This window comes from Polaribacter sp. OB-PA-B3 (assembly GCF_054589375.1).
Genome location: NZ_BAAIIX010000006.1, coordinates 179,207 through 198,957, shown reverse-complemented (window position 1 = coordinate 198,957; position 19,751 = coordinate 179,207). Strand labels below are relative to the sequence as shown.

Annotated in this window: 16 protein-coding genes; 12 read left to right on the top strand and 4 right to left on the bottom strand. The window is 30.4% G+C overall.

The genetic code is table 11. The features are described from left to right. Positions 1-24: 24 nt before the first annotated feature. On the bottom strand, positions 25-1,482 hold the full coding sequence (gene miaB, locus ACYPV9_RS12105; protein ID WP_299063565.1) for a tRNA (N6-isopentenyl adenosine(37)-C2)-methylthiotransferase MiaB: 1,458 nt from the start codon (positions 1,480-1,482) through the stop codon (positions 25-27). A gap of 373 nt (positions 1,483-1,855) precedes the next feature. On the opposite strand from miaB, the gene topA reads away from it, so the two are divergent. The 7 genes from topA (at position 1,856) to ACYPV9_RS12070 (ending at position 11,415) form a co-directional block, all read left to right on the top strand. Then, positions 1,856-4,375, top strand: coding sequence for a type I DNA topoisomerase (topA, locus tag ACYPV9_RS12100; protein WP_299063567.1), 2,520 nt, complete (start codon positions 1,856-1,858; stop codon positions 4,373-4,375). 38 nt (positions 4,376-4,413) lie between these two features. Further along, positions 4,414-5,574, top strand: coding sequence for a formimidoylglutamase (locus ACYPV9_RS12095; protein ID WP_299063570.1), 1,161 nt, complete (start codon positions 4,414-4,416; stop codon positions 5,572-5,574). Between the two features lie 106 nt (positions 5,575-5,680). Then, positions 5,681-7,054, top strand: coding sequence for a T9SS ring complex lipoprotein PorK/GldK (gene porK / locus ACYPV9_RS12090; protein ID WP_299063573.1), 1,374 nt, complete (start codon positions 5,681-5,683; stop codon positions 7,052-7,054). Between the two features lie 32 nt (positions 7,055-7,086). Next, positions 7,087-7,731: a type IX secretion system motor protein PorL/GldL gene (gene porL, locus ACYPV9_RS12085; RefSeq protein WP_299063575.1), complete on the top strand. Its 645-nt coding sequence runs from the start codon at positions 7,087-7,089 to the stop codon at positions 7,729-7,731. A gap of 40 nt (positions 7,732-7,771) precedes the next feature. Then, a complete protein-coding gene (gene porM, locus ACYPV9_RS12080; protein ID WP_299063578.1) occupies positions 7,772-9,304 on the top strand; it encodes a type IX secretion system motor protein PorM/GldM in 1,533 nt (510 codons plus the stop codon). A gap of 14 nt (positions 9,305-9,318) precedes the next feature. Beyond that, positions 9,319-10,173 carry a type IX secretion system ring subunit PorN/GldN gene (gene porN, locus ACYPV9_RS12075; RefSeq protein ID WP_299063581.1) on the top strand — a complete coding sequence of 285 codons (855 nt, stop codon included), beginning with the start codon at positions 9,319-9,321 and terminating at the stop codon, positions 10,171-10,173. A gap of 195 nt (positions 10,174-10,368) precedes the next feature. After that, positions 10,369-11,415: an NAD(P)/FAD-dependent oxidoreductase gene (locus ACYPV9_RS12070; protein WP_459744066.1), complete on the top strand. Its 1,047-nt coding sequence runs from the start codon at positions 10,369-10,371 to the stop codon at positions 11,413-11,415. 2 nt (positions 11,416-11,417) lie between these two features. On the opposite strand, the gene ACYPV9_RS12065 is transcribed toward ACYPV9_RS12070, so the two are convergent. Continuing rightward, positions 11,418-11,798, bottom strand: coding sequence for a DUF983 domain-containing protein (locus ACYPV9_RS12065; protein WP_299063587.1), 381 nt, complete (start codon positions 11,796-11,798; stop codon positions 11,418-11,420). A gap of 76 nt (positions 11,799-11,874) precedes the next feature. Here ACYPV9_RS12065 and ACYPV9_RS12060 point away from each other — a divergent pair, with 76 nt between their 5' ends. The 4 genes from ACYPV9_RS12060 to ACYPV9_RS12045 all read left to right on the top strand — a co-directional run bounded on the left by ACYPV9_RS12060 (position 11,875) and on the right by ACYPV9_RS12045 (position 16,223). After that, positions 11,875-13,794 carry an ABC-F family ATP-binding cassette domain-containing protein gene (locus ACYPV9_RS12060; RefSeq protein WP_299063590.1) on the top strand — a complete coding sequence of 640 codons (1,920 nt, stop codon included), beginning with the start codon at positions 11,875-11,877 and terminating at the stop codon, positions 13,792-13,794. 94 nt (positions 13,795-13,888) lie between these two features. Beyond that, positions 13,889-14,827 carry a 1-aminocyclopropane-1-carboxylate deaminase/D-cysteine desulfhydrase gene (locus ACYPV9_RS12055; RefSeq protein ID WP_459744063.1) on the top strand — a complete coding sequence of 313 codons (939 nt, stop codon included), beginning with the start codon at positions 13,889-13,891 and terminating at the stop codon, positions 14,825-14,827. Then, positions 14,827-15,678 carry a glucosaminidase domain-containing protein gene (locus ACYPV9_RS12050; protein ID WP_459744061.1) on the top strand — a complete coding sequence of 284 codons (852 nt, stop codon included), beginning with the start codon at positions 14,827-14,829 and terminating at the stop codon, positions 15,676-15,678. Before ACYPV9_RS12055 ends, ACYPV9_RS12050 begins: the two co-directional genes overlap by 1 nt. 29 nt (positions 15,679-15,707) lie before the next feature. Then, complete coding sequence (locus tag ACYPV9_RS12045; RefSeq protein WP_459744058.1) at positions 15,708-16,223, top strand: gamma carbonic anhydrase family protein; 516 nt, start codon at positions 15,708-15,710, stop codon at positions 16,221-16,223. A 163-nt stretch (positions 16,224-16,386) separates the two neighbouring features. On the opposite strand, the gene ACYPV9_RS12040 is transcribed toward ACYPV9_RS12045, so the two are convergent. After that, the gene (locus tag ACYPV9_RS12040; protein WP_459744056.1) at positions 16,387-16,845 is read right to left on the bottom strand and encodes a hypothetical protein; all 459 of its coding nucleotides are present in this window, start codon (positions 16,843-16,845) and stop codon (positions 16,387-16,389) included. Between the two features lie 296 nt (positions 16,846-17,141). On the opposite strand from ACYPV9_RS12040, the gene ACYPV9_RS12035 reads away from it, so the two are divergent. Beyond that, on the top strand, positions 17,142-18,770 hold the full coding sequence (locus ACYPV9_RS12035; RefSeq protein ID WP_299063605.1) for a mechanosensitive ion channel family protein: 1,629 nt from the start codon (positions 17,142-17,144) through the stop codon (positions 18,768-18,770). 8 nt (positions 18,771-18,778) lie between these two features. Here the strand turns inward: ACYPV9_RS12035 and ACYPV9_RS12030 are convergent, their stop codons facing one another. Next, a complete protein-coding gene (locus tag ACYPV9_RS12030; RefSeq protein ID WP_459744053.1) occupies positions 18,779-19,732 on the bottom strand; it encodes a tRNA-dihydrouridine synthase family protein in 954 nt (317 codons plus the stop codon). Positions 19,733-19,751 lie beyond the last annotated feature (19 nt).

Genomic DNA, 19,751 nt, shown 5'->3' with positions numbered 1-19,751 from the left:
GTCTCTTGATTTTTTTTCTAAAAATTAATTATTATCAGAATAACCTATAACAGTTCCTTTTAGGGTTGCAGAAGTACAATCTTCTATTTTAACCATTACAAAGTCTCCTAATTTATAGTTTCCCTTCTCAAAAACAGCAACCGTGTTTTGAGTATTTCTACCTTTCCATTCATTAGGATTCTTCTTAGAAGTACCTTCAATTAAAAACTCTTCTACCTTACCTAAATGTTGTTGGGTTCTGTATAGTGCGTGTTCTTGTTGTAAATCTATAACCTCTTGTAATCTTCTTTTTTTAACTTCTTGTGGTACATCATCTTCCATTTTATTACCAGCTAAAGTACCGGGTCTTTCAGAATAAGAAAACATAAAACCAAAATCGTATTTTACATATCTCATTAAATCTAAAGTATCTTGATGATCTTGCTCTGTTTCTCCACAAAAACCAACAATCATGTCTTGAGATAAAGACATTTCTGGTACAATTTTAAAAATATTGTCAACCAACTCCATATACTCTTCTCTGGTATGTTGTCTGTTCATTGCTTTTAACATGGCGTTACTTCCGCTTTGAACTGGTAAGTGAAGATATTTACAGATGTTTTTATGTTTAGCCATTACGTGAATAACGTCTAAATGCATGTCTTGCGGATTCGATGTAGAAAAACGAAAACGCGTTTTTGGAAATTTAGTAGCACAAATGTCTAATAATTCTGCAAAACCAACAGCAGTTGCTTGTGCCATTTCAGAAGCTTTTTTAAAATCTTTTTTCAAGCCACCACCATACCATAAATAGCTATCTACGTTTTGACCAAGTAAAGTAATTTCTTTATAATTTTGGTCTACCATTTGGCCAATTTCTTCTAAAATACTTTTAGGGTCTCTACTTCTTTCTCTACCACGTGTAAAAGGAACCACGCAAAAAGTACACATATTATCGCAACCTCTGGTAATAGAAACAAACGCAGATACGCCGTTCGAGTTTAAACGAACAGGTGCAATGTCTCCGTAGGTTTCTTCTTTAGATAAAATTACATTTACGGCATCTCTACCTTCATTAACTTCTTCTAGTAAGTTTGGTAAATCTTTGTATGCATCTGGTCCTACAACTAAGTCTACAATTTTTTCTTCTTCTAAAAATTTTTCTTTTAAACGTTCTGCCATACAGCCTAAAACGCCTACTTTCATATTTTTGTTAGATTCTCTTTTTACTCTATTGTATTTTTGTAAACGTTTGCGTACAGTAGTTTCTGCTTTTTCTCGGATAGAACATGTGTTCACCAAAACCAAATCTGCTTCTTCTAATATTTGCGTTGTATTATAACCTTGTTTGTCTAAAATAGCAGCAACAATTTCACTATCATTCATATTCATTTGACAACCGTAGCTTTCTATAAATAGTTTCTTAGTGTTTTGCTCTTTATTTTCTGTAACAAGTGCTTTACCTTGTATTCTTTCGTCTATTACTTTTTCGATTTGCTCCATAATTCAAAAAATGAGATGCAAATATACAACCAAAATTCAAATTGAATGACAAATTGGCAGAAAACAAATTGTTATCAATTGTAATTTAACAGAAATATAAAGAATATTCATTTTTTCTAATTTATATTGAATCTTTTCATTCTTGTTTTTAAGATTTACTTTGATATACTTTAAAATAAATCAAAAGAATATAATTTATAAAATCTAATTTAAAAGTGTAATAAATGTAAATTTAAGTTGATTTTAGAGGTGTTTTTGTATTAAAAATGAAGTAAAAAGAAACTAAAAAAAGAATTAATAAAAAAAACTACATACTTTTGCAGTTGGATAATGTGTAGTTTCGATTGCATTAATTACGAAAACAGAAAGATAAATGGCAAAGAATTTAGTAATTGTAGAGTCACCAGCAAAAGCGAAGACAATAGAGAAATTTCTAGGAAAAGATTTTCAAGTAGAGTCTAGTTATGGGCATATTGCAGACTTACCTTCTAAAGAATTAGGAATTGATGTTGATGGAGATTTTAGTCCTAAATATATAGTATCAGACGATAAAAAACCGGTTGTAAAAAAGTTAAGAACTTTAGCAAAAAAAGCAGACACTGTTTGGTTGGCAAGTGATGAGGATCGAGAAGGAGAAGCTATTGCGTGGCACTTAAAAGAACAGTTAGATTTAAAAGACGATAACACAAAACGTATTGTTTTTCATGAAATTACTAAAAATGCCATTTTAAAAGCAGTTGATAATCCAAGAGATATAGACTATAATATGGTAAACGCGCAACAAGCACGTAGAGTTTTAGATAGGCTTGTTGGTTATGAATTATCACCCGTTTTATGGCGTAAGGTAAAAGGTGGTTTATCTGCAGGTAGAGTTCAATCTGTTGCAGTAAGGTTAATTGTAGAAAGAGAGCGTAGTATTTTAGATTTTAAACCAGCTACACATTATAAGGTAGTAGCACAGTTTTCTAATTTAGAAGGAAAATCTTTTAAAGCAACAATACCAAAAAACTTCGACTCTAAAAAAGAAGCAGAAAATTTTTTAAACTCTTGTGCAAATGCAGATTTTAATATTGCAGATTTAACTAAAAAACCTGCAAAAAAATCTCCGGCAGCACCATTTACAACTTCTACATTACAACAAGAAGCATCTAGAAAATTAGGTTTTCCGGTAGGAAAAACAATGCAAGTTGCACAGCGTTTGTATGAAGCCGGTTTAATTACTTACATGAGAACAGATAGTGTTAACTTATCTGTAGATGCAAGAAATGCAGCTGAAGAAGAAATAAGTAATTATTACGGTAAAGAATATAGTAAACAACGTGTTTTTAAGTCGAAAGCAAAAGGAGCGCAAGAAGCTCACGAAGCGATTAGACCTACAAACATGAAAATGCATTCGATAGATACAGAATACGATCAAAATAGATTGTATGATTTAATATGGAAAAGAACATTAGCGTCTCAAATGAGCGATGCACAATTAGAGCGTACAAATGTTAAAATAGAAAATTCTGAAAACGATAAAATCTTTACTGCAAACGGTGAAATGATTAAGTTTGAAGGTTTCTTAAAAGTTTATTTAGAAGGAAATGATGATGAAGATGGAGAAGAGCAAGCTGGTATGTTACCAACTTTAAAAGTAAACGATGCGCTAGAATATACATATATAAATGCAACGCAGCGCTTTACGAGTCCGCCATACAGATTCACAGAAGCATCTTTAGTAAAACAATTAGAAGAGTTAGGTATTGGTAGACCATCTACTTATGCACCAACAATTTCTACGGTTCAAAGAAGAGGTTATATAGAAAAAGGTCAAAACGAAGGAGTAGAAAGAGCGTATCAGCAATTAATTTTAGCTAACGGTACCGTAAAAAGTGAAACTTTAACAGAAAAAACAGGCTCAAACAAAAACAAGTTAGTGCCAACAGATATTGGTAACATTGTAAATGATTTTTTAGTAGCTAATTTTTCAAATATTTTAGACTTCGGATTTACAGCCCGAGTAGAAAATTCTTTTGATGATATTTCTGAAGGAGAAGAAGATTGGATCGAGATGATTAAGAGTTTCTACATCAAATTTCATGATAATGTTGAAGATGTTAAAGAAAATGCAGAAAGAGAATCTGGAGAACGTATTCTAGGTAAACATCCAGAGTCTGGTAAAACGGTTCTAGTGCGTTTGGGTAAATTTGGTCCTATAGCACAAATTGGTGCGCCAGAAGACGAAGAAAAACAATTTGCAAGCCTAAACAAAGATCAACAATTAGGTACAATTACTTTAGAAGAAGCATTAGAGTTATTTTTGTTGCCAAAAACTTTAGGAACCTACGAAGGTGAAGAAGTTGTTGTTTCTAATGGTCGTTTTGGCCCTTACATCCGTTTCGGGAAAATGTTTGTTTCTCTTGACAAAGGGGAAAATCCGATGGAGGTAGATTTGTCTAGAGCAGAAGAATTAATTGTTGCAAAACAAAAAGCAGATGCACCAATTTATCATTACGAAGATTTACCTGTTCAAAAAGGAGTTGGTCGTTTTGGACCATTTATTAAATGGAACTCAATGTTTATCAACGTAAGTAAAAAGTACGATTTTGATAACTTATCTGCTGATGATATTGTTGAGTTAATCGAGGTAAAAAAGCAAAAAGAAATAGATAAAGTTATTCATAATTGGGAAGACGAAGGTATTCGAGTTGAAAAAGCAAGATGGGGTCGTTTTAATGTTATAAAAGGTAAAATTAAAATTGAATTACCTAAAACTACAGCCATAGAAAAACTGTCTAAAGAAGAAGCTATCAAAATGATAGAAGCTAAAACCCCTAAGAAAAAGGCGGCAAAGAAAAAGCCAGCAGCTAAAAAGAAAACTACAGCTAAAAAAACGACAAAGAAGAAATAATTAGTTAGTATCTTGCATACTTTATTTACAAAAAATTGATGAGCCAAGACTTTTTAACCCCTATAAAAGATTCGGTTGTTGCAAAGCTATTGCTGCAATCACAATCGTGTTTAGGTCAAAATATTCAAATACATTCTAAAGAAGAAGGCTTTCCTGATTTAGAAAATGTTCAAATAGCTATTTTCGGAGTAAAAGAAGATCGAAATTCACATAATAATTTTGGTTGTGGTGAAGATTTGTTCAAAATCAGAGAGAAATTCTATCAATTATTCCCTGGAAACTGGCACACAAATATTGTAGATCTTGGTAATGTAGAAAAAGGTAATAAAGTTTCAGATACTTATTTTGCTGTTAAAGAAATTATAACTTCGTTAATTAAAGAAAATATCATCCCTGTTATTATAGGTGGTGGTCAAGATATTACTTACGTAAATTACAGAGCTTACGATGAGCTAGAGCAATCTGTTAATATTACGGCTGTAGATAGTAGATTCGATTTAGGTAACTTAGAAGATGAATTAAGTTCTCAGTCTTACTTAAGTAAAATTATTATGCAAGAGCCTAATAATTTATTTAATTATTGTAACGTTGGATATCAAACCTATTTTAACTCGCAAGAAGAAATAGCATTATTAGATAATTTATTTTTTGATGCGTATCGTTTAGGGAAATCTAAAGAATTAGAAAATATAGAACCAGCATTTAGAAATGCAGATATTGTTTCTATTGATATTGGAGCTATTCGACAAAGTGAAGCACCTGCTAATAATAATGCATCCCCAAACGGGTTTTATGGTGAAGAACTTTGTGCAATCTCTAGATATGCAGGTATTAGTGATAAAGTTTCCTCTTTTGGTATTTACGAATACAATTCTAAGTTAGATAATAACAATCAAACAGCACATTTAATAGCACAAATTATTTGGTATTTTATAGAAGGAGTTAACTACAGAGTAAAAGATTATCCTTTTTCGGGAAAAGAAAATTATCAGAAATTTACAGTTCTGTTTGATGATGATGAACCTTTAACTTTTTACAAGAGTAATAAATCTGGTAGATGGTGGGTAGAAATAAATATTTTATCAAATAATAAATACAAAAGACATGCGTTAATACCATGTACATACCAAGATTATACCGAAGCAACCAAGCAAATTATACCAGAAAAATGGTATAAAGCAATGAAAAAGATGGTGTAGTTTACAAGATTATAAAAAAATGATTACGTTAAATGCGATTTCAATATTGCTTTTTAACAAAAAAAATAATAGGTTTACGAACTTTTAGTTAAGATATAGACAGAATATGAAGAAAGCAGCAATATTTGCACTTTTATTAGCAGTAGTTTACAGTTGTGGCTCTAATGATAGAGGAGAATTGGTGGGCGTTAAAGTTAAGAAGAAATGGTTTTCAGAAAAACCATACGGAATGGCTTTAATACCAGGTGGTTCTTTTACAATGGGTAAACAAGATCAAGACATTATTGGAACTATGAATGCTCCAACAAAAACAGTTACTGTTAGACCATATTATATGGATGAAACTGAAGTTACTAATAACGAGTATAAAGAATTTGTACATTGGGTTAGAGATTCTATCGTAAGAACTAGATTAGGTTATCAAGCAGAATTTGCAGCTTTAAGTACTTCTCCAGATCCTAACGGAGCCTTGCCTTCTGGTGGAATTCATGATTATGCGTTTGCTACAGTAGATACCACAGATGCCACACCATACCAAAGATATATGTATGAAAATTATTGGAGCCTAGGCGATGGAATAGATTCTATAAAACCATTAAATTGGGAAACTGAATTAGTTTGGAAAAAAGAAGAATATCCAGACATCGATTACGTAGAAGTAATGGATTCTTTATACATAAGCAGGGAAGAAGCTGTAGATGGTGTTAGAACTTTTAATCCTAAATTTTTAAAATATAGATATTCTTGGTTTGATAGAGATAATGCTGCTAGAAAAGGAGGGAATCGAAAAGATTTTGTTCAAACAGAGGTTTTAAACATATATCCAGATACAACTGCTTGGGTAAAAGATTTTAATTATTCTTATAACGACCCAATGCACCAAGATTATTTTTACCACCAATCTTACGGAGATTATCCTGTTGTTGGTATAACTTGGGAACAAGCAAATGCTTTTTGTAATTGGAGAACTAAAAAGAAAAACGATTATTTAAAAGGAAGAAAAAACGCAACTCAAGTACCAGATTTTAGATTACCTACAGAAGCAGAATGGGAATATGCTGCTAGAGGAGGTTTAGAATTTGCAACGTATCCTTGGGGAACAGGAGGAACAACTAGTGATAGAGGTTGCTTTTTAGCAAACTTTAAGCCTGTAAGAGGTAACTATGCCGTAGATGGTGCTTTATATACTATGGAGGCTAAATCTTTTAATGCAAACGATTATGGTTTGTATAATATGGCTGGTAATGTTTCTGAATGGACAAATACAGCATACAATTTATCTTCATACTACATGGCTTCTACAATGAACCCTAACGTTGAGGATAGAAAAAATAAAAGAAAAATTGTAAGAGGTGGTTCATGGAAAGATGTAGCATACTTTTTAGAAGTAAGTTCTAGAGATTATGAATATGCAGATACTGCAAGAAGCTACATTGGTTTTAGAACCGTACAAAACTATATTGGAACAGGAAATAAATAATAATATAACCCCTAAATTAATTTACAAATAAAATGGCACAGTCAAGAGCGTACAAAAAAGGAATGAATTTCGTTTACGGAATTGGAGCAGCAGTAGTAATTATTGGAGCTTTATTCAAAATTCAGCATATAAATATAGGCCCAATTACAGGTGGTTTAATGTTAACAATTGGTTTAATAGCAGAAGCTATAGTTTTCTTAATTTCTGCTTTTGATGCACCAGAAGAAGATTTAGATTGGTCTAAGGTATATCCAGAATTAGCAGAAGGAGGAGTTTCTTCTAAAAAAGAAACCAAGAAATTAGGAGCAGAAGGAATGCTTTCTCAAAAATTAGATAGTTTATTGCAAGAAGCAAAAATAGATTCTAATTTAATGGCAAGCCTAGGTTCTAGTATGAAAAACTTTCAAAATGCAGCAGAAGGATTATCTGCAGCATCTGGTTCTGTTGCTTCAACTAATAAATACAACGAAGAAATGTCTAAGGCTGCATTACAAATGGAGTCTTTAAATAACTTATACAAAGTACAAGTAGAAAATACAAGCAAGCAAGCAGAATTAAACACTTCTGTTGTAGAAAATACTGAAAGATTACACGAGCAAATGAAAGCTTTAGCAAGTAACTTATCTTCTTTAAACGGAGTATATGGTAACATGCTATCTGCAATGTCAAACAAATAATTAGTTTCACTAATGTATATTAACTTAAAAACTGATTAGAATGGCAGGAGGAAAAATGTCCGCAAGACAGAAGATGATTAACTTAATGTATCTTGTGTTTATTGCAATGTTAGCAATGAATATGAGTAAAGAAGTTTTATCTGCTTTTGGATTCATGAACGAAAAATTAGTAGAAAATAACCTTTCTACCGCAGAAAAAAATGCTTTAGCGTATACAAATTTGGCAACAAAGGCTTCTGAACAACCAGAAAAATTTGGACCATTAAAACAAAAAGCTGACAAAGTAAAAGAATACTCTTCTGAGTTTTATCAATATTTAGCAGATTTAAAGTCTAAAATGACTGCAGATATAGAAGATAAAGATAATTATGAAGAGATGGATAAAACAGATTGGTTAGATGCTTATTTCTTTAAAGGAGATAATTATACAGCAGAAGGACAAGAGTTTTTAGATAAAATGAATAGTTATAGAAATAATGTTCTAAACGCATTAGGATCTGATAGTAAATTTGCGCCTGTATTAAATAAAAGGTTTTCTACAGCTGATGTTGTTGATCAAGAAACAGGTAAAGAAATCCCTTTCTTAAGAGCAAGATATGAAGGTTTTCCTATGGTAGCTTCATTAACTAATTTTACACAAATTCAAGCAGATGTAAAAAATACTGAAAGTGATATAATTTCAGATTTATTAGGCGGACAATTAGAAAGCGAAGTTTCTATGTCTAATTACAATGGTGTTGTACAACTTGATAAGAACGCTTTTTATCCTGGAGATAAAGTTACAGGTAGCGTAGTTTTAGGTAGATATGATCCAAGTTTAAAACCTAGTAGAGTAGAATTAAATGGAAAAAAATACGACAACTTTAAAGACGGTAGCGTAGTTTTAGATTTAAGAGCTGGTAGTGTTGGAGAAAAAGATATCAAAGGAACAATTTACTTTATGGAAAACGGAGAAGAAGTTCCGGTTCCTTTTAAAAGTTCTTATTCTGTAATTTCTAAGCCAAATGCACCAGTTGTGTCTGCAGATAAAATGAATGTGGTTTATAGAGGTTTATCAAACCCTATATCTATTTCTTTACCAGGTGTGCCAGACAAAGATGTTAGAGCAAGTGCACCAGGATTACAAAAAACAGGTTCTGGTAAATACATGATGAGACCAAAAGCAGGAAATACCGTTAGTATTAATGTTTCTGCAAAATTAGCAGATGGTAACAGTGTAAATACAAAAACTGTATTTAGAATTAAAGATATTCCTGCAGCAATGGGAACTGTAAGAGGGCAGTTTGGTACTGTAAGAATGCCAAAATCTGGTTTAGCAAATACACCAATAGGTGCGGGTTTGCCAGATTTCTTATTCGACTTAGACTTAAGAGTAACAAGCTTTAAAGTAAAAGTACCAGGTCAATTAGCAATAATTGTAAATGGTTCTAAATTAAATGCTGCTGCTAAAAAAGCACTTTCTAAAGCAAGAAGAGGAGATATAATTAATATTTTCGGAATTCAAGCAGTTATAAAAAATAACTCTTATAAACTTAAAAAAGTATTACCAGTTAATATAGAGTTAACAAACTAGAAACAAACATAGTTATGATTAAAAATTGTGTAATAATAGTATTCGCTATCCTAACAACAGGTTTTGTAAATGCGCAAGCAAATTTACTAAACGCAAAATCTGTAGATCAAATTGGTGTAAAAAGCGATCAGCAATTGGCAGCAGATAATGATGGCCCAATTCCTTATGGTTACGTAGATGATAGAGACGTATTATGGTCTAAAGTTGTGTGGGAGTTTATCGATTTAAATCAAAAAATAAACTTACCATATTACTTTCCTATAGATACAACCAACATTTCTTCAGATAGAAGATCTTTGTTTCACACGATTATAAAAGGAATAAAGCAAGGTAAAATTAAAGAGGCGTACGACGATTCTTTTTTTACATCAAAAATTACACAACAAGAAATAGACCAACGTTTAATAAACGTTCGTGAAGAGAATGGTTATACAGATACTTTTAGAATCCAAACAGAAGATGTTGCGGGTTATATGATTAAAGGTATGTGGTATTTTGATAAGCGTCAAGGAGAATTGAAATACAGATTATTGGCATTAGCGCCAATGGGTAAAGATGTTCAAACATTAGGAGTACAAGAAATTGAAGACGATGAATTGTATGAATTATTTTGGATTTTCTTTCCATCGGCAAGAGAAGTTTTGCACGATGCAAAGGTTTTCAACCCAAAAAACGCATCACAACCGATATCTTTCGATCATTTATTAAATGCCAGAAGGTTTAGCTCTACAATCATAAGAGAAGAAAATATTTATGGTAACAGAGCCATAGAAGATTATGTTAGAGGTAACTCTTTATTTCAATTGTTAGAAGCAAATAAGATTAAAGAAGATATTAGAAACAGAGAAATAGATATGTGGAATTATTAATTCGCAATTTAAATTCATACAAAACGTTTGCGTAAGCAAGCGTTTTTTTATTTGAAGCTATTTCCTGCTTTCAACACTCGTTTTTTTTCATTCTTCAAAAAGAGCTCAAACAAATGTTTCAATCAGGGCTAAACTTGTTTGCAAACAATTAGAAATACTAGCTTATTAAAGCTAATTTATACACTATTAATTATTATGAAAGTAGATTATATTATAGTTGGTTTAGGTTTGGCAGGTTTAGCTTTTGCAGAAAAATTGTTAAAAGCCAACAAAACATTTATTGTTTTTGAAGATGCATCGCAAACATCATCTTTAGTTGCTGGCGGTGTGTATAATCCTGTAATTTTAAGAAGATTTACACCTGTTTGGCAAGCTGCAGAACAATTGGCAATTGCAATGCCATTTTACGAGAGTTTAGAAGAGAAATTACAAGAGAAATTTGATCAGAAAATAGAAATTAAAAGAGCGTTTAAATCTGTAGAAGAACAAAACAATTGGTTTGCGTCATCCGATAAATCAAGATTAAAAGAATTTTTAAATTCAGAATTAGATTATAAAAAGGTAGACGGTGTAATTGGTGATTTTGGTTTTGGAATAGTAAACGAAACTGGACGAATAGATACTTTAAAGTTAGTAAACGCGTATCGTAACTATTTAGAAAAAAATAATGTGATTCGGTTTGAAAAGTTTGAGCATTCTGCTATAGAAATTTCAGAAAATGAAATAAATTATAAATCAATTACAGCTTCTAAAATTGTTTTTTGTGAAGGTTATGGCTTAAAAGAGAATCCTTATTTTAACTATTTACCTTTAGACGAGGTAAAAGGGGAATTGATTACCATTCATGCGCCAGATTTAAATATCGATTTTTTATTAAAATCAGCTTTATTTTTAATCCCTTTAGGCGAAAATAAATACAAAGTTGGTGCAACTTTTAATCATAAAGATAAAACATCATTGCCATCAGAATCTGGTAAAGAAGAATTGGTGTTAAAACTAAAGAAAGTAATAGACGTTCCGTATACAATATTAGATCAAACAGCAGGTATAAGACCAGCTACAGCAGATAGAAGACCTTTTGTAGGAGTGCATCCAACATATAAAAATTTAGCAATCTTAAATGGTTTAGGTACTAGAGGTGTAATGATTGCTCCAAAATTAGCTTCTAATTTATACGATTTTATAGAAGAGAATATTCCTTTAGATGAAGTTGCAGATATAAAAAGATTTCAAGATTTATAAAATTACTTTTTAGTTTTAGTATCGTAAGAAACAAACATATTAATCCATAAAATTCTAGACAATCTTAAATTTACTGGTGCTAATAAAATTAAAGTGATTATTATGGCAGCAAAAGATTGCAGTAAACCCAAATTAAAAACTAAAGAAGCAATTAAAAAAGTAGCTACAGAAAGGGCTACTGTAATACCATAATTAACATACATTGCACCATAAAAAAAAGAAGGTTCCATCATATATTTTAAATTACAATTTGGGCAGTTATCATGTAATTGTGTAATTTTAGATGGGTTAAAAGTGAATTTATATTTAAAAAAGTCGCCTTCATGACATTTTGGGCACTTTCCTTTGGCAATACTATATATTTTTGTTCCTTTTTTAAACATCTTAACCTTAAAATTTATATACTTTTGCAAAGGTAAATTTTTTACATCTTTAATTTAGTAACAATTATTACATTTCATGCTAAACGTTCATAATTTAACAGTTTCATTTATGGGAACTGATTTGTTTTCTGGTATAACTTTCAAATTAAATAAAGGAGACAGAATTGGTTTAATAGGTAAAAATGGAGCAGGAAAATCTACACTTCTAAAAGTTCTTTCTAAGGATATTGAAAGTAGTGGAGGTACAATGGCATTTGATAAAGATGTACAAATTGGCTTTCTAAGACAAGATATAGATTTTGTAGAAGGAAGAACTATTTTAGAAGAAGCGTACCAAGCTTTTGAAGAGATTAAAGAAATCGAACTTCAGTTAGATCAAATAAACGAACAATTAGCTACAAGAACAGATTACGAAAGTGAATCTTACAGCCAATTAATTATCGATTTAACAGAAAAAACAGAACGCTACGAGCTTTTAGGAGGTTACAATTACCAAGGTGATACAGAAAAAATTTTACAAGGTTTAGGTTTTAAAAGAGAAGATTTTGATAAGCTAACAGATACTTTTTCTGGAGGATGGAGAATGCGTATTGAGTTGGCAAAATTATTATTACAAAACAATGATATTTTACTTTTAGATGAGCCAACCAACCACTTAGATATCGAATCTATTATTTGGTTAGAAAACTTCTTAAAAGGATATGCTGGTGCAATTGTATTGGTTTCTCACGATAAAATGTTTTTAGATAATGTAACTAATAGAACTATAGAAATATCTTTAGGACAAATTTATGATTACAAAAAACCTTATTCAGAATTCTTACTTTTAAGAGGAGAAATTAAAGAAAAGCAACTACAGGCTCAAAAGAATCAAGAAAAAGAAATAAAGCAAAAACAACACCTAATAAACAAGTTTAAAGCCAAAGCAAGTAAAGCTTCTATGGCGCAATCTTTAATGAAACAACTAGATAAAGTTGAGTTGATTGAAGTAGATCAAGACGATAATCAGGCAATGAATGTTAGATTTAATATTTCTAGAGAACCTGGTAAAATTATTGTTGAAGCAGAAAATTTGTGTAAAAGCTATGGAGATAAACACGTTTTAGAAGGCGTAGATTTATTGATAGAAAGAAATAGTAAAATTGCTTTTGTTGGTCAAAACGGACAAGGAAAATCTACATTGGCAAAAATGATGGTTGGAGAAATTCCGTTCGAAGGTCATTTAAAATTAGGTCATAATGTAGAAGTTGGTTATTTCGCACAAAATCAATCAGAACACTTACCACCAGAAAAAACGGTTTTAGAAATCATGGAAGATGCCGCAACAGATACTAACAGAATGCGTGTTAGAGATATGTTAGGTTCTTTCTTATTTGGTGGAGATGCTGTAGATAAAAAAGCAAAGGTTCTTTCTGGAGGAGAAAGAAATCGATTGGCATTATGTAAATTATTGTTGCAACCATTTAATGTTTTAATAATGGATGAGCCAACAAACCACTTAGATATTGCTTCTAAAACAGTTTTAAAAGAGGCTTTAAATAACTTTAATGGTACACTAATTGTAGTTTCTCACGATAGAGAGTTTTTACAGGGGTTAACTACCACAGTTTATGGTTTTAAAGACAAAGAAATTAAAGAGTATTTAGGTGATATCGATTATTTCTTAGATCAACATAAAATAGAAAATTTAAGAGAAGCAGAAAAAAGAACTGTTGTAAAAGTTGCTAAAGATACTTCTAAAAAAGAAGCACATTTATTATCTAGAGAACAAGAAAAAGAGTTAAAAAAACTTAATAATAAACTCTCTAAAATAGAAACCGAAATTGCAGATTTAGAAAAAGAAATTGAAAAAATAGACTTAGAATTGGCTAATAATTATGATGAAGTTTCATCGAGACCAAATTTCTTTGAAAAATACAAAGCTAAAAAAGCAAAATTAGATGCTGCAATGGAAGATTGGGAAAAAATAGAAGCGCAAGTTTCTAAATTCTCATAATCCTATCTAAATTATATTCTTGATATACATATCAAGAAACTTAAACTAAATACTAAAATTTTAAAAATTCTTGTAACCACAAGAATAAATGCCCATGGATTTAAACGCAACAATTGTATCAAAAAACGAACAAATAGAACTCTCTCTATTAAAAGAAAAAAATGTTGAACTTTTTATTAAAAGAGAAGATTTAATACATCCGTTTGTTTCTGGTAACAAGTTTAGAAAACTAAAATATAATATTGAAGAAGCCATTAAATTAAAGAAAAAATCTATCTTAACTTTCGGTGGCGCTTACTCTAACCATATTGCCGCAACTGCTGTAGCTGGTAAATTGGCAGGTTTAAAAACATTTGCTGTAATTAGAGGTGATGAGTTAGGTAAAAATATTAAAGAAACTTTAGAAGGAAATCCAACTTTAAGAAAAGCTGCAGAAAACGGTATGAAGTTTCACTTTGTGTCGAGAGAATTGTACAGGCAAAAAACCTCTTTTGGTTTTATAGAGAAGATGAAGAATAAATGGGGAGATTTTTATATGATTCCTGAAGGAGGAACCAATGGATTGGCTGTAGATGGTTGTCAAGAAATTTTAACAGAAGAAGATTCTAAATTCGATTATATTTGTGCAGCTGTAGGAACCGGAGGTACCATTTCTGGAATTATAAAATCTTTAGAACAACATCAAAAAGTTATTGGTTTTCCTGCTTTAAAAGGCGCTTTTTTATCAGAAGAAATTAAAAAATATACTATTCGGAAAGATAATTGGAGCTTACAAAAAAAGTATCATTTTGGTGGTTATGCAAAATTTAATGACGAGCTTGTAGAGTTTATCAATACATTTAAAGAAAAAACAGGTATTTTATTAGATCCTGTTTATACGGGGAAAATGTTGTTTGGTATTTTAGATTTAATTAAAAAAGATACTTTTGAAGAAGGTACTAAGATTTTAGCAATTCATACCGGTGGTATACAAGGAATCGATGGTTTTAATGCAAACTTGGTTAAAAAAAATCTACAAATTATAAATGTGTAATGAAGATAAAAATTATTTTTAGTTGTGTTTTTTTATTGATTTTATCTAGCTGTGGAGCTAAGAAAAAAGTTGTTAATAAGAAGAATCCGGGTGTGGTAATTGTAGAGCCAGCACCTATCGATTTACCTTCTGTAAATGAGGTTGAATTAACAAAAAAACTAAACAAAAATAATCCTAAATTAAACAAAGAAACACTTTCATATATTAGAAAATATGCACCAATTGCCGTAAAAGAAATGCATGAATATAAAATACCGGCAAGTATAACTTTAGCGCAAGGAATTTTAGAATCTGGTAAAGGTAAAAGTGAATTGGCTTTAAAATCTAATAATCATTTCGGTATTAAATGTCACACGGCTTGGAAAGGGGAAAGGGTTTATCACGATGATGATGAAAAAGGAGAATGTTTTAGAAAATACGTATATCCAGAAACTTCATATAACGATCATTCGCTTTTTTTAACACAAAGAAGTCGTTATGCTTTTTTGTTCAATTATAATATAAAAAACTATAAAAAATGGGCTTATGGTTTAAGAAAAGCCGGTTACGCAACAGATAGAAAATATCCTATTAAGCTTATTAAAATAATAAAAGATTACCAACTTTATGAGTTTGATAAAATTAAGAAAGGAAATTTTGTCGAAGGAGTTAAAGATTTAAATGAAGGAGAAAAATTAGAAAAACCAATAGTTATACCAAAGGTTAAAGCCAGCTATTATATGGTTAAACAAGGAGATACTTTGTATTCTATTTCTAGAAAATTTAATATTTCTGTTGCCAATTTAAAAGCAATTAATAATTTAGAAGACAATATTATTTCTGTAGGACAAAAATTGTTAGTAAAAAAGTAACCTACAGACTTATTTTAAATTTGAAATATATGGCAGTAATAAAACCCGTAAAAGGTAAACATCCACAAATTCCATCAGATTGTTTTGTCGCAGAAAATGCAACGGTTTTAGGCGATGTTTCTTTGGGTAAAGAATGTTCTATTTGGTATAACGCGGTAATTCGTGGCGATGTTCATTTTATCAAAATTGGTAATAAAGTAAATATTCAAGATGGTGCTGTAATACATGCAACGTATCAAAAATCGCCAACAACTATTGGCAATAATGTGTCTATTGGGCATAATGCAATTGTACATGGTTGTACAATTAAAGACAATGTTTTGGTTGGTATGGGAAGTATTATTATGGATGATTGTGTTATAGAATCTAATTCTATAATAGCAGCAGGTGCAGTGGTTACAAAAAACACAATAGTAGAAAGTGGTAGTATATATGCAGGTGTACCTGCTAAAAAAGTTAAAGATATTTCACAAGAATTAATTTCTGGAGAAATAAATAGAATTGCAGACAATTACGTTACCTATTCTAGTTGGTTTAAAGAGTGATTTTTTGGGCGTTACACAAGGTCGGGCTTTACATTATATCTTTTTCTCGTACCTCAAAAAAGGATGCCATTTCAATCCCTAACGCAAAAGCAATATTTTTGAAATAAAAAAGACCAATTTCTGTTAAGAAATTGGTCTTTTATTAATCAACTAATTCAAATATTTATCTTCTAACTCTTCTGCCTTCTTTACGGTTCTTCATTCCTTTTCTTTTCGCCATTTTTCTACCTTTCATAGCTCTTTTTTTGTGCATTTTTTCAAATTTTTCAAACTGCTCGTCGTTTAAAATATCCTTCATGCTATTTCTCATCGCTATTTGAGCATCTAATCTTTTGTTTTGCATTGCAAAAATCTCATCAGAAGTAGGTCTTTTTTTATCTTTTCTAGCTTCCTTTCTCTTTTCCATATTTGCTTTTCTTTCCGCAATTTGATTAGAAATTAAAGGCTTAATTTGACTTTGTTGCTTTCTAGATAAATCTAAAGCCAAAGTCATTTTTTTAACAGTTAATTCTGTTTGTTGTTCTGTTGTTAATCTTGCACGTTTATCAGTTTTACCTTTTTGGGCTTGTGTGCTAACTGTAAATGCCAATACTAATGCTAAAATACTTGCTAATTTTTTCATGTTTTTATCTTTTTAATTATTTTAATTTTTATACTTCTAAGACTTTGTAAAATTGAAAAGGTTTAATTTAAATAACTAATTAACAATATTTTAAGAGTTGTTTTTGAAGCAAAAAAAACTCGAATTCAATTAAGAATTCGAGTATTACAATATACTAATCAATCAACCCAAAAAATTAGCAACTGTTAAATTTTATTAATGTTAAAAATGTTTCTTTTTAATATTTATACTTCTTTGACTATAAAAAAATCAAAAGGTTTAAATTTGTAATTAAATTTTTCAAAATTATTCTTTCTATGCGTAAAATATTTTGGTTATTATTTTTAGTATCATTTACAATAAATGCTCAAAAAGATTCTGTAAGAGTAGACTTAAGTAATCCTAATGCTACTTTATATACACATTTATATTTCTTACAATCAGATTCTTATCAGCCTAAAAAATCTGCCAAAACAATTTTAGGTTTACCAGAAAAAGAAGCTATAAAAAAAGCAGTAAGAATTAAAAAAGTTTTAGATGGTAAAGGTTTATATGTAGATTTTAATGTAGTACCAAAAAATGCAAATTATAAAGATACAATAAGGTATTCTTCATACGAGAAATACACACCTTTTCCGCAGCGAATGCCAGAAATATCGGTAGAAAAAATTGAAAATAAATGGTATTATTCTTCAGAAACTGTTGCTAAAATAGATAGCTTATACAACGCAGTTTTTCCGTGGTATGTGCAAAAAATACAAGATTTTGTTCCAGAGTTTGGTCATAAAAAATTGGGTCCAATAGAATATTGGCAGCTATTTTCTGCATTTATATTTTTACTATTAACAGTCCTTATTTTCTTTATTTTTAGAAAAATTACCTTTTTTATCTTGAATAAAATTCAGCAAAAAATTACAAAAACAACAGACATTAAGTTTAATAAATCTTTAAAAAAATTAGCAAGACCAATAAGTTTGTTAATTGCAATAAGCTTTTTAGATAGTGTTTTTCCATCATTATATTTTAGTTTAGAAACTAACAAATGGGTTTTCTTGTTTATCGATATTGCAAAAGTTGTATTCTGGACCTATGTTTTAATTAATTTAGTACATGTTTTAATGCAGTTTTATAGCATTTTTACAGAAAAAACTCACAACAGGTTAGACGATCAATTATCACCTATATTGCACAACTTTTTTGTAGGCCTGGTTGTATTTATTGGTGTTTTAAGATTGGTTGCTTTATTTGGTGTAGATACAACAACGATTTTAGCAGGTGCTACCATTGGTGGTTTGGCAGTTGCTTTAGCATCTCAAGACACAGTAAAAAATCTAATTGGTACAATTATGATTTTCTTAGACAAACCTTTTCATATAGAAGATTGGATTGAAGCCGGAGAAGTTGTTGGTACAGTAGAAAAAGTTGGATTTAGATCTACAAGTGTGCGTGCTGCAGATACTTCTGTTTACCAAATACCAAACAGTAAACTATCAGAAATTGTTATCAATAATAAAGGTTTACGTTTATTTAGACGTTACAATACAAATTTAGGTTTGCGTTATGATACTCCGCCAGAATTAATTGAGGCATTTGTAAAAGGTGTAAGAGAAATAATTATTGCACATCCAGAAACAAGATCCGACTCTTATAATGTAGAATTTACTGGTTTTGGAGATTCGGCATTATTGGTAATGGTAAATGTATATTTTAAAAGTTTGGCTTGGGGTGTAGAGCAATCTTCTAAACATAGATTGCATATTGCAATTGTAAAGTTGGCAAAAGAATTAGGTGTAGATTTTGCTTTTCCGTCTACAACAGTTACTATAGAACACTTTCCAGAGAAACAAGGTTTAAATCCTAAATATAACACAGATGCTGGTAGAATAGATAATGCAATTACAAAAGTTTTAGAAGAGTTTAATAAAGAAAATCCTAAAGAAGATTAATTTTTTAATTAACCGTTTTTAGCTTCTTTAAAAATTTCTCTAACTGCGATTTCGTATTTTTTTACGTTTTGAGCCTTTTTAATTTTTTTATACGTTTTTTGCGGATTGGCAAAACTTTTAGAAAAATATTCCCAGAAACCAAGCATTTTCATTTTTATGGGAGTTGGTCCAGATAAAGCTGCATCATATTCAGTAAAAATTCGATTGTGAAAATCACTAAAAATATCGAATCGATTTTTCGGATATTCAGAAGTATCATTTTTTATCATACTTGGTAAAAAGGGATCAGCTATCAAACCTCTACCAATCATCCAATGATCTATGGTAGGGAATCTTTCTTGTAGCTTTTTAAAGGCATTTACAGATGTAACATCGCCGTTATAATACAATTTGTGTTTTGTATTGTCTATACATTTCTGAAAAGAATCTAAATCTGTTCCGCCTTTATACAATTGCTTACCTATTCTTGCATGAATTGCAACGTTTTTAAGAGGATATTTATCTAAAACAGGAAAAGCATTTAAAATTTCTTCAGGATTTTCATAACCCATTCTCATTTTCATGGAAACCAAAACATCAGATTCATTATGAACTTTATGAAGAATATTATCTATTTTTTCTGGATTTGCAATTAATCCAGAACCCATACCACGTTTAGTAACCATTGGATATGGGCAACCAAGATTCCAGTTTAATTCTTTGTAGCCTAATTCTCTTATATATTTAGCAACAAATAGAAATTCATCAACATCATTTGTAATAATCTGCGGAATAACTTCTAGCGTTGTATTATTTGCCAATTCAATATCTCTCTTGTAAGAATTTTTGATAACAAGTTTACCGTTTAATCGAATATAAGGAGCGTAGAACGTATCGATTCCGCCAAAAAAATGATTGAAAGCATTTCTAAATTTATAATCTGTAAAACCTTGTAAAGGAGAAGAAAGTAATGTTTGACTCATGACAAATATTGAGCTGCAA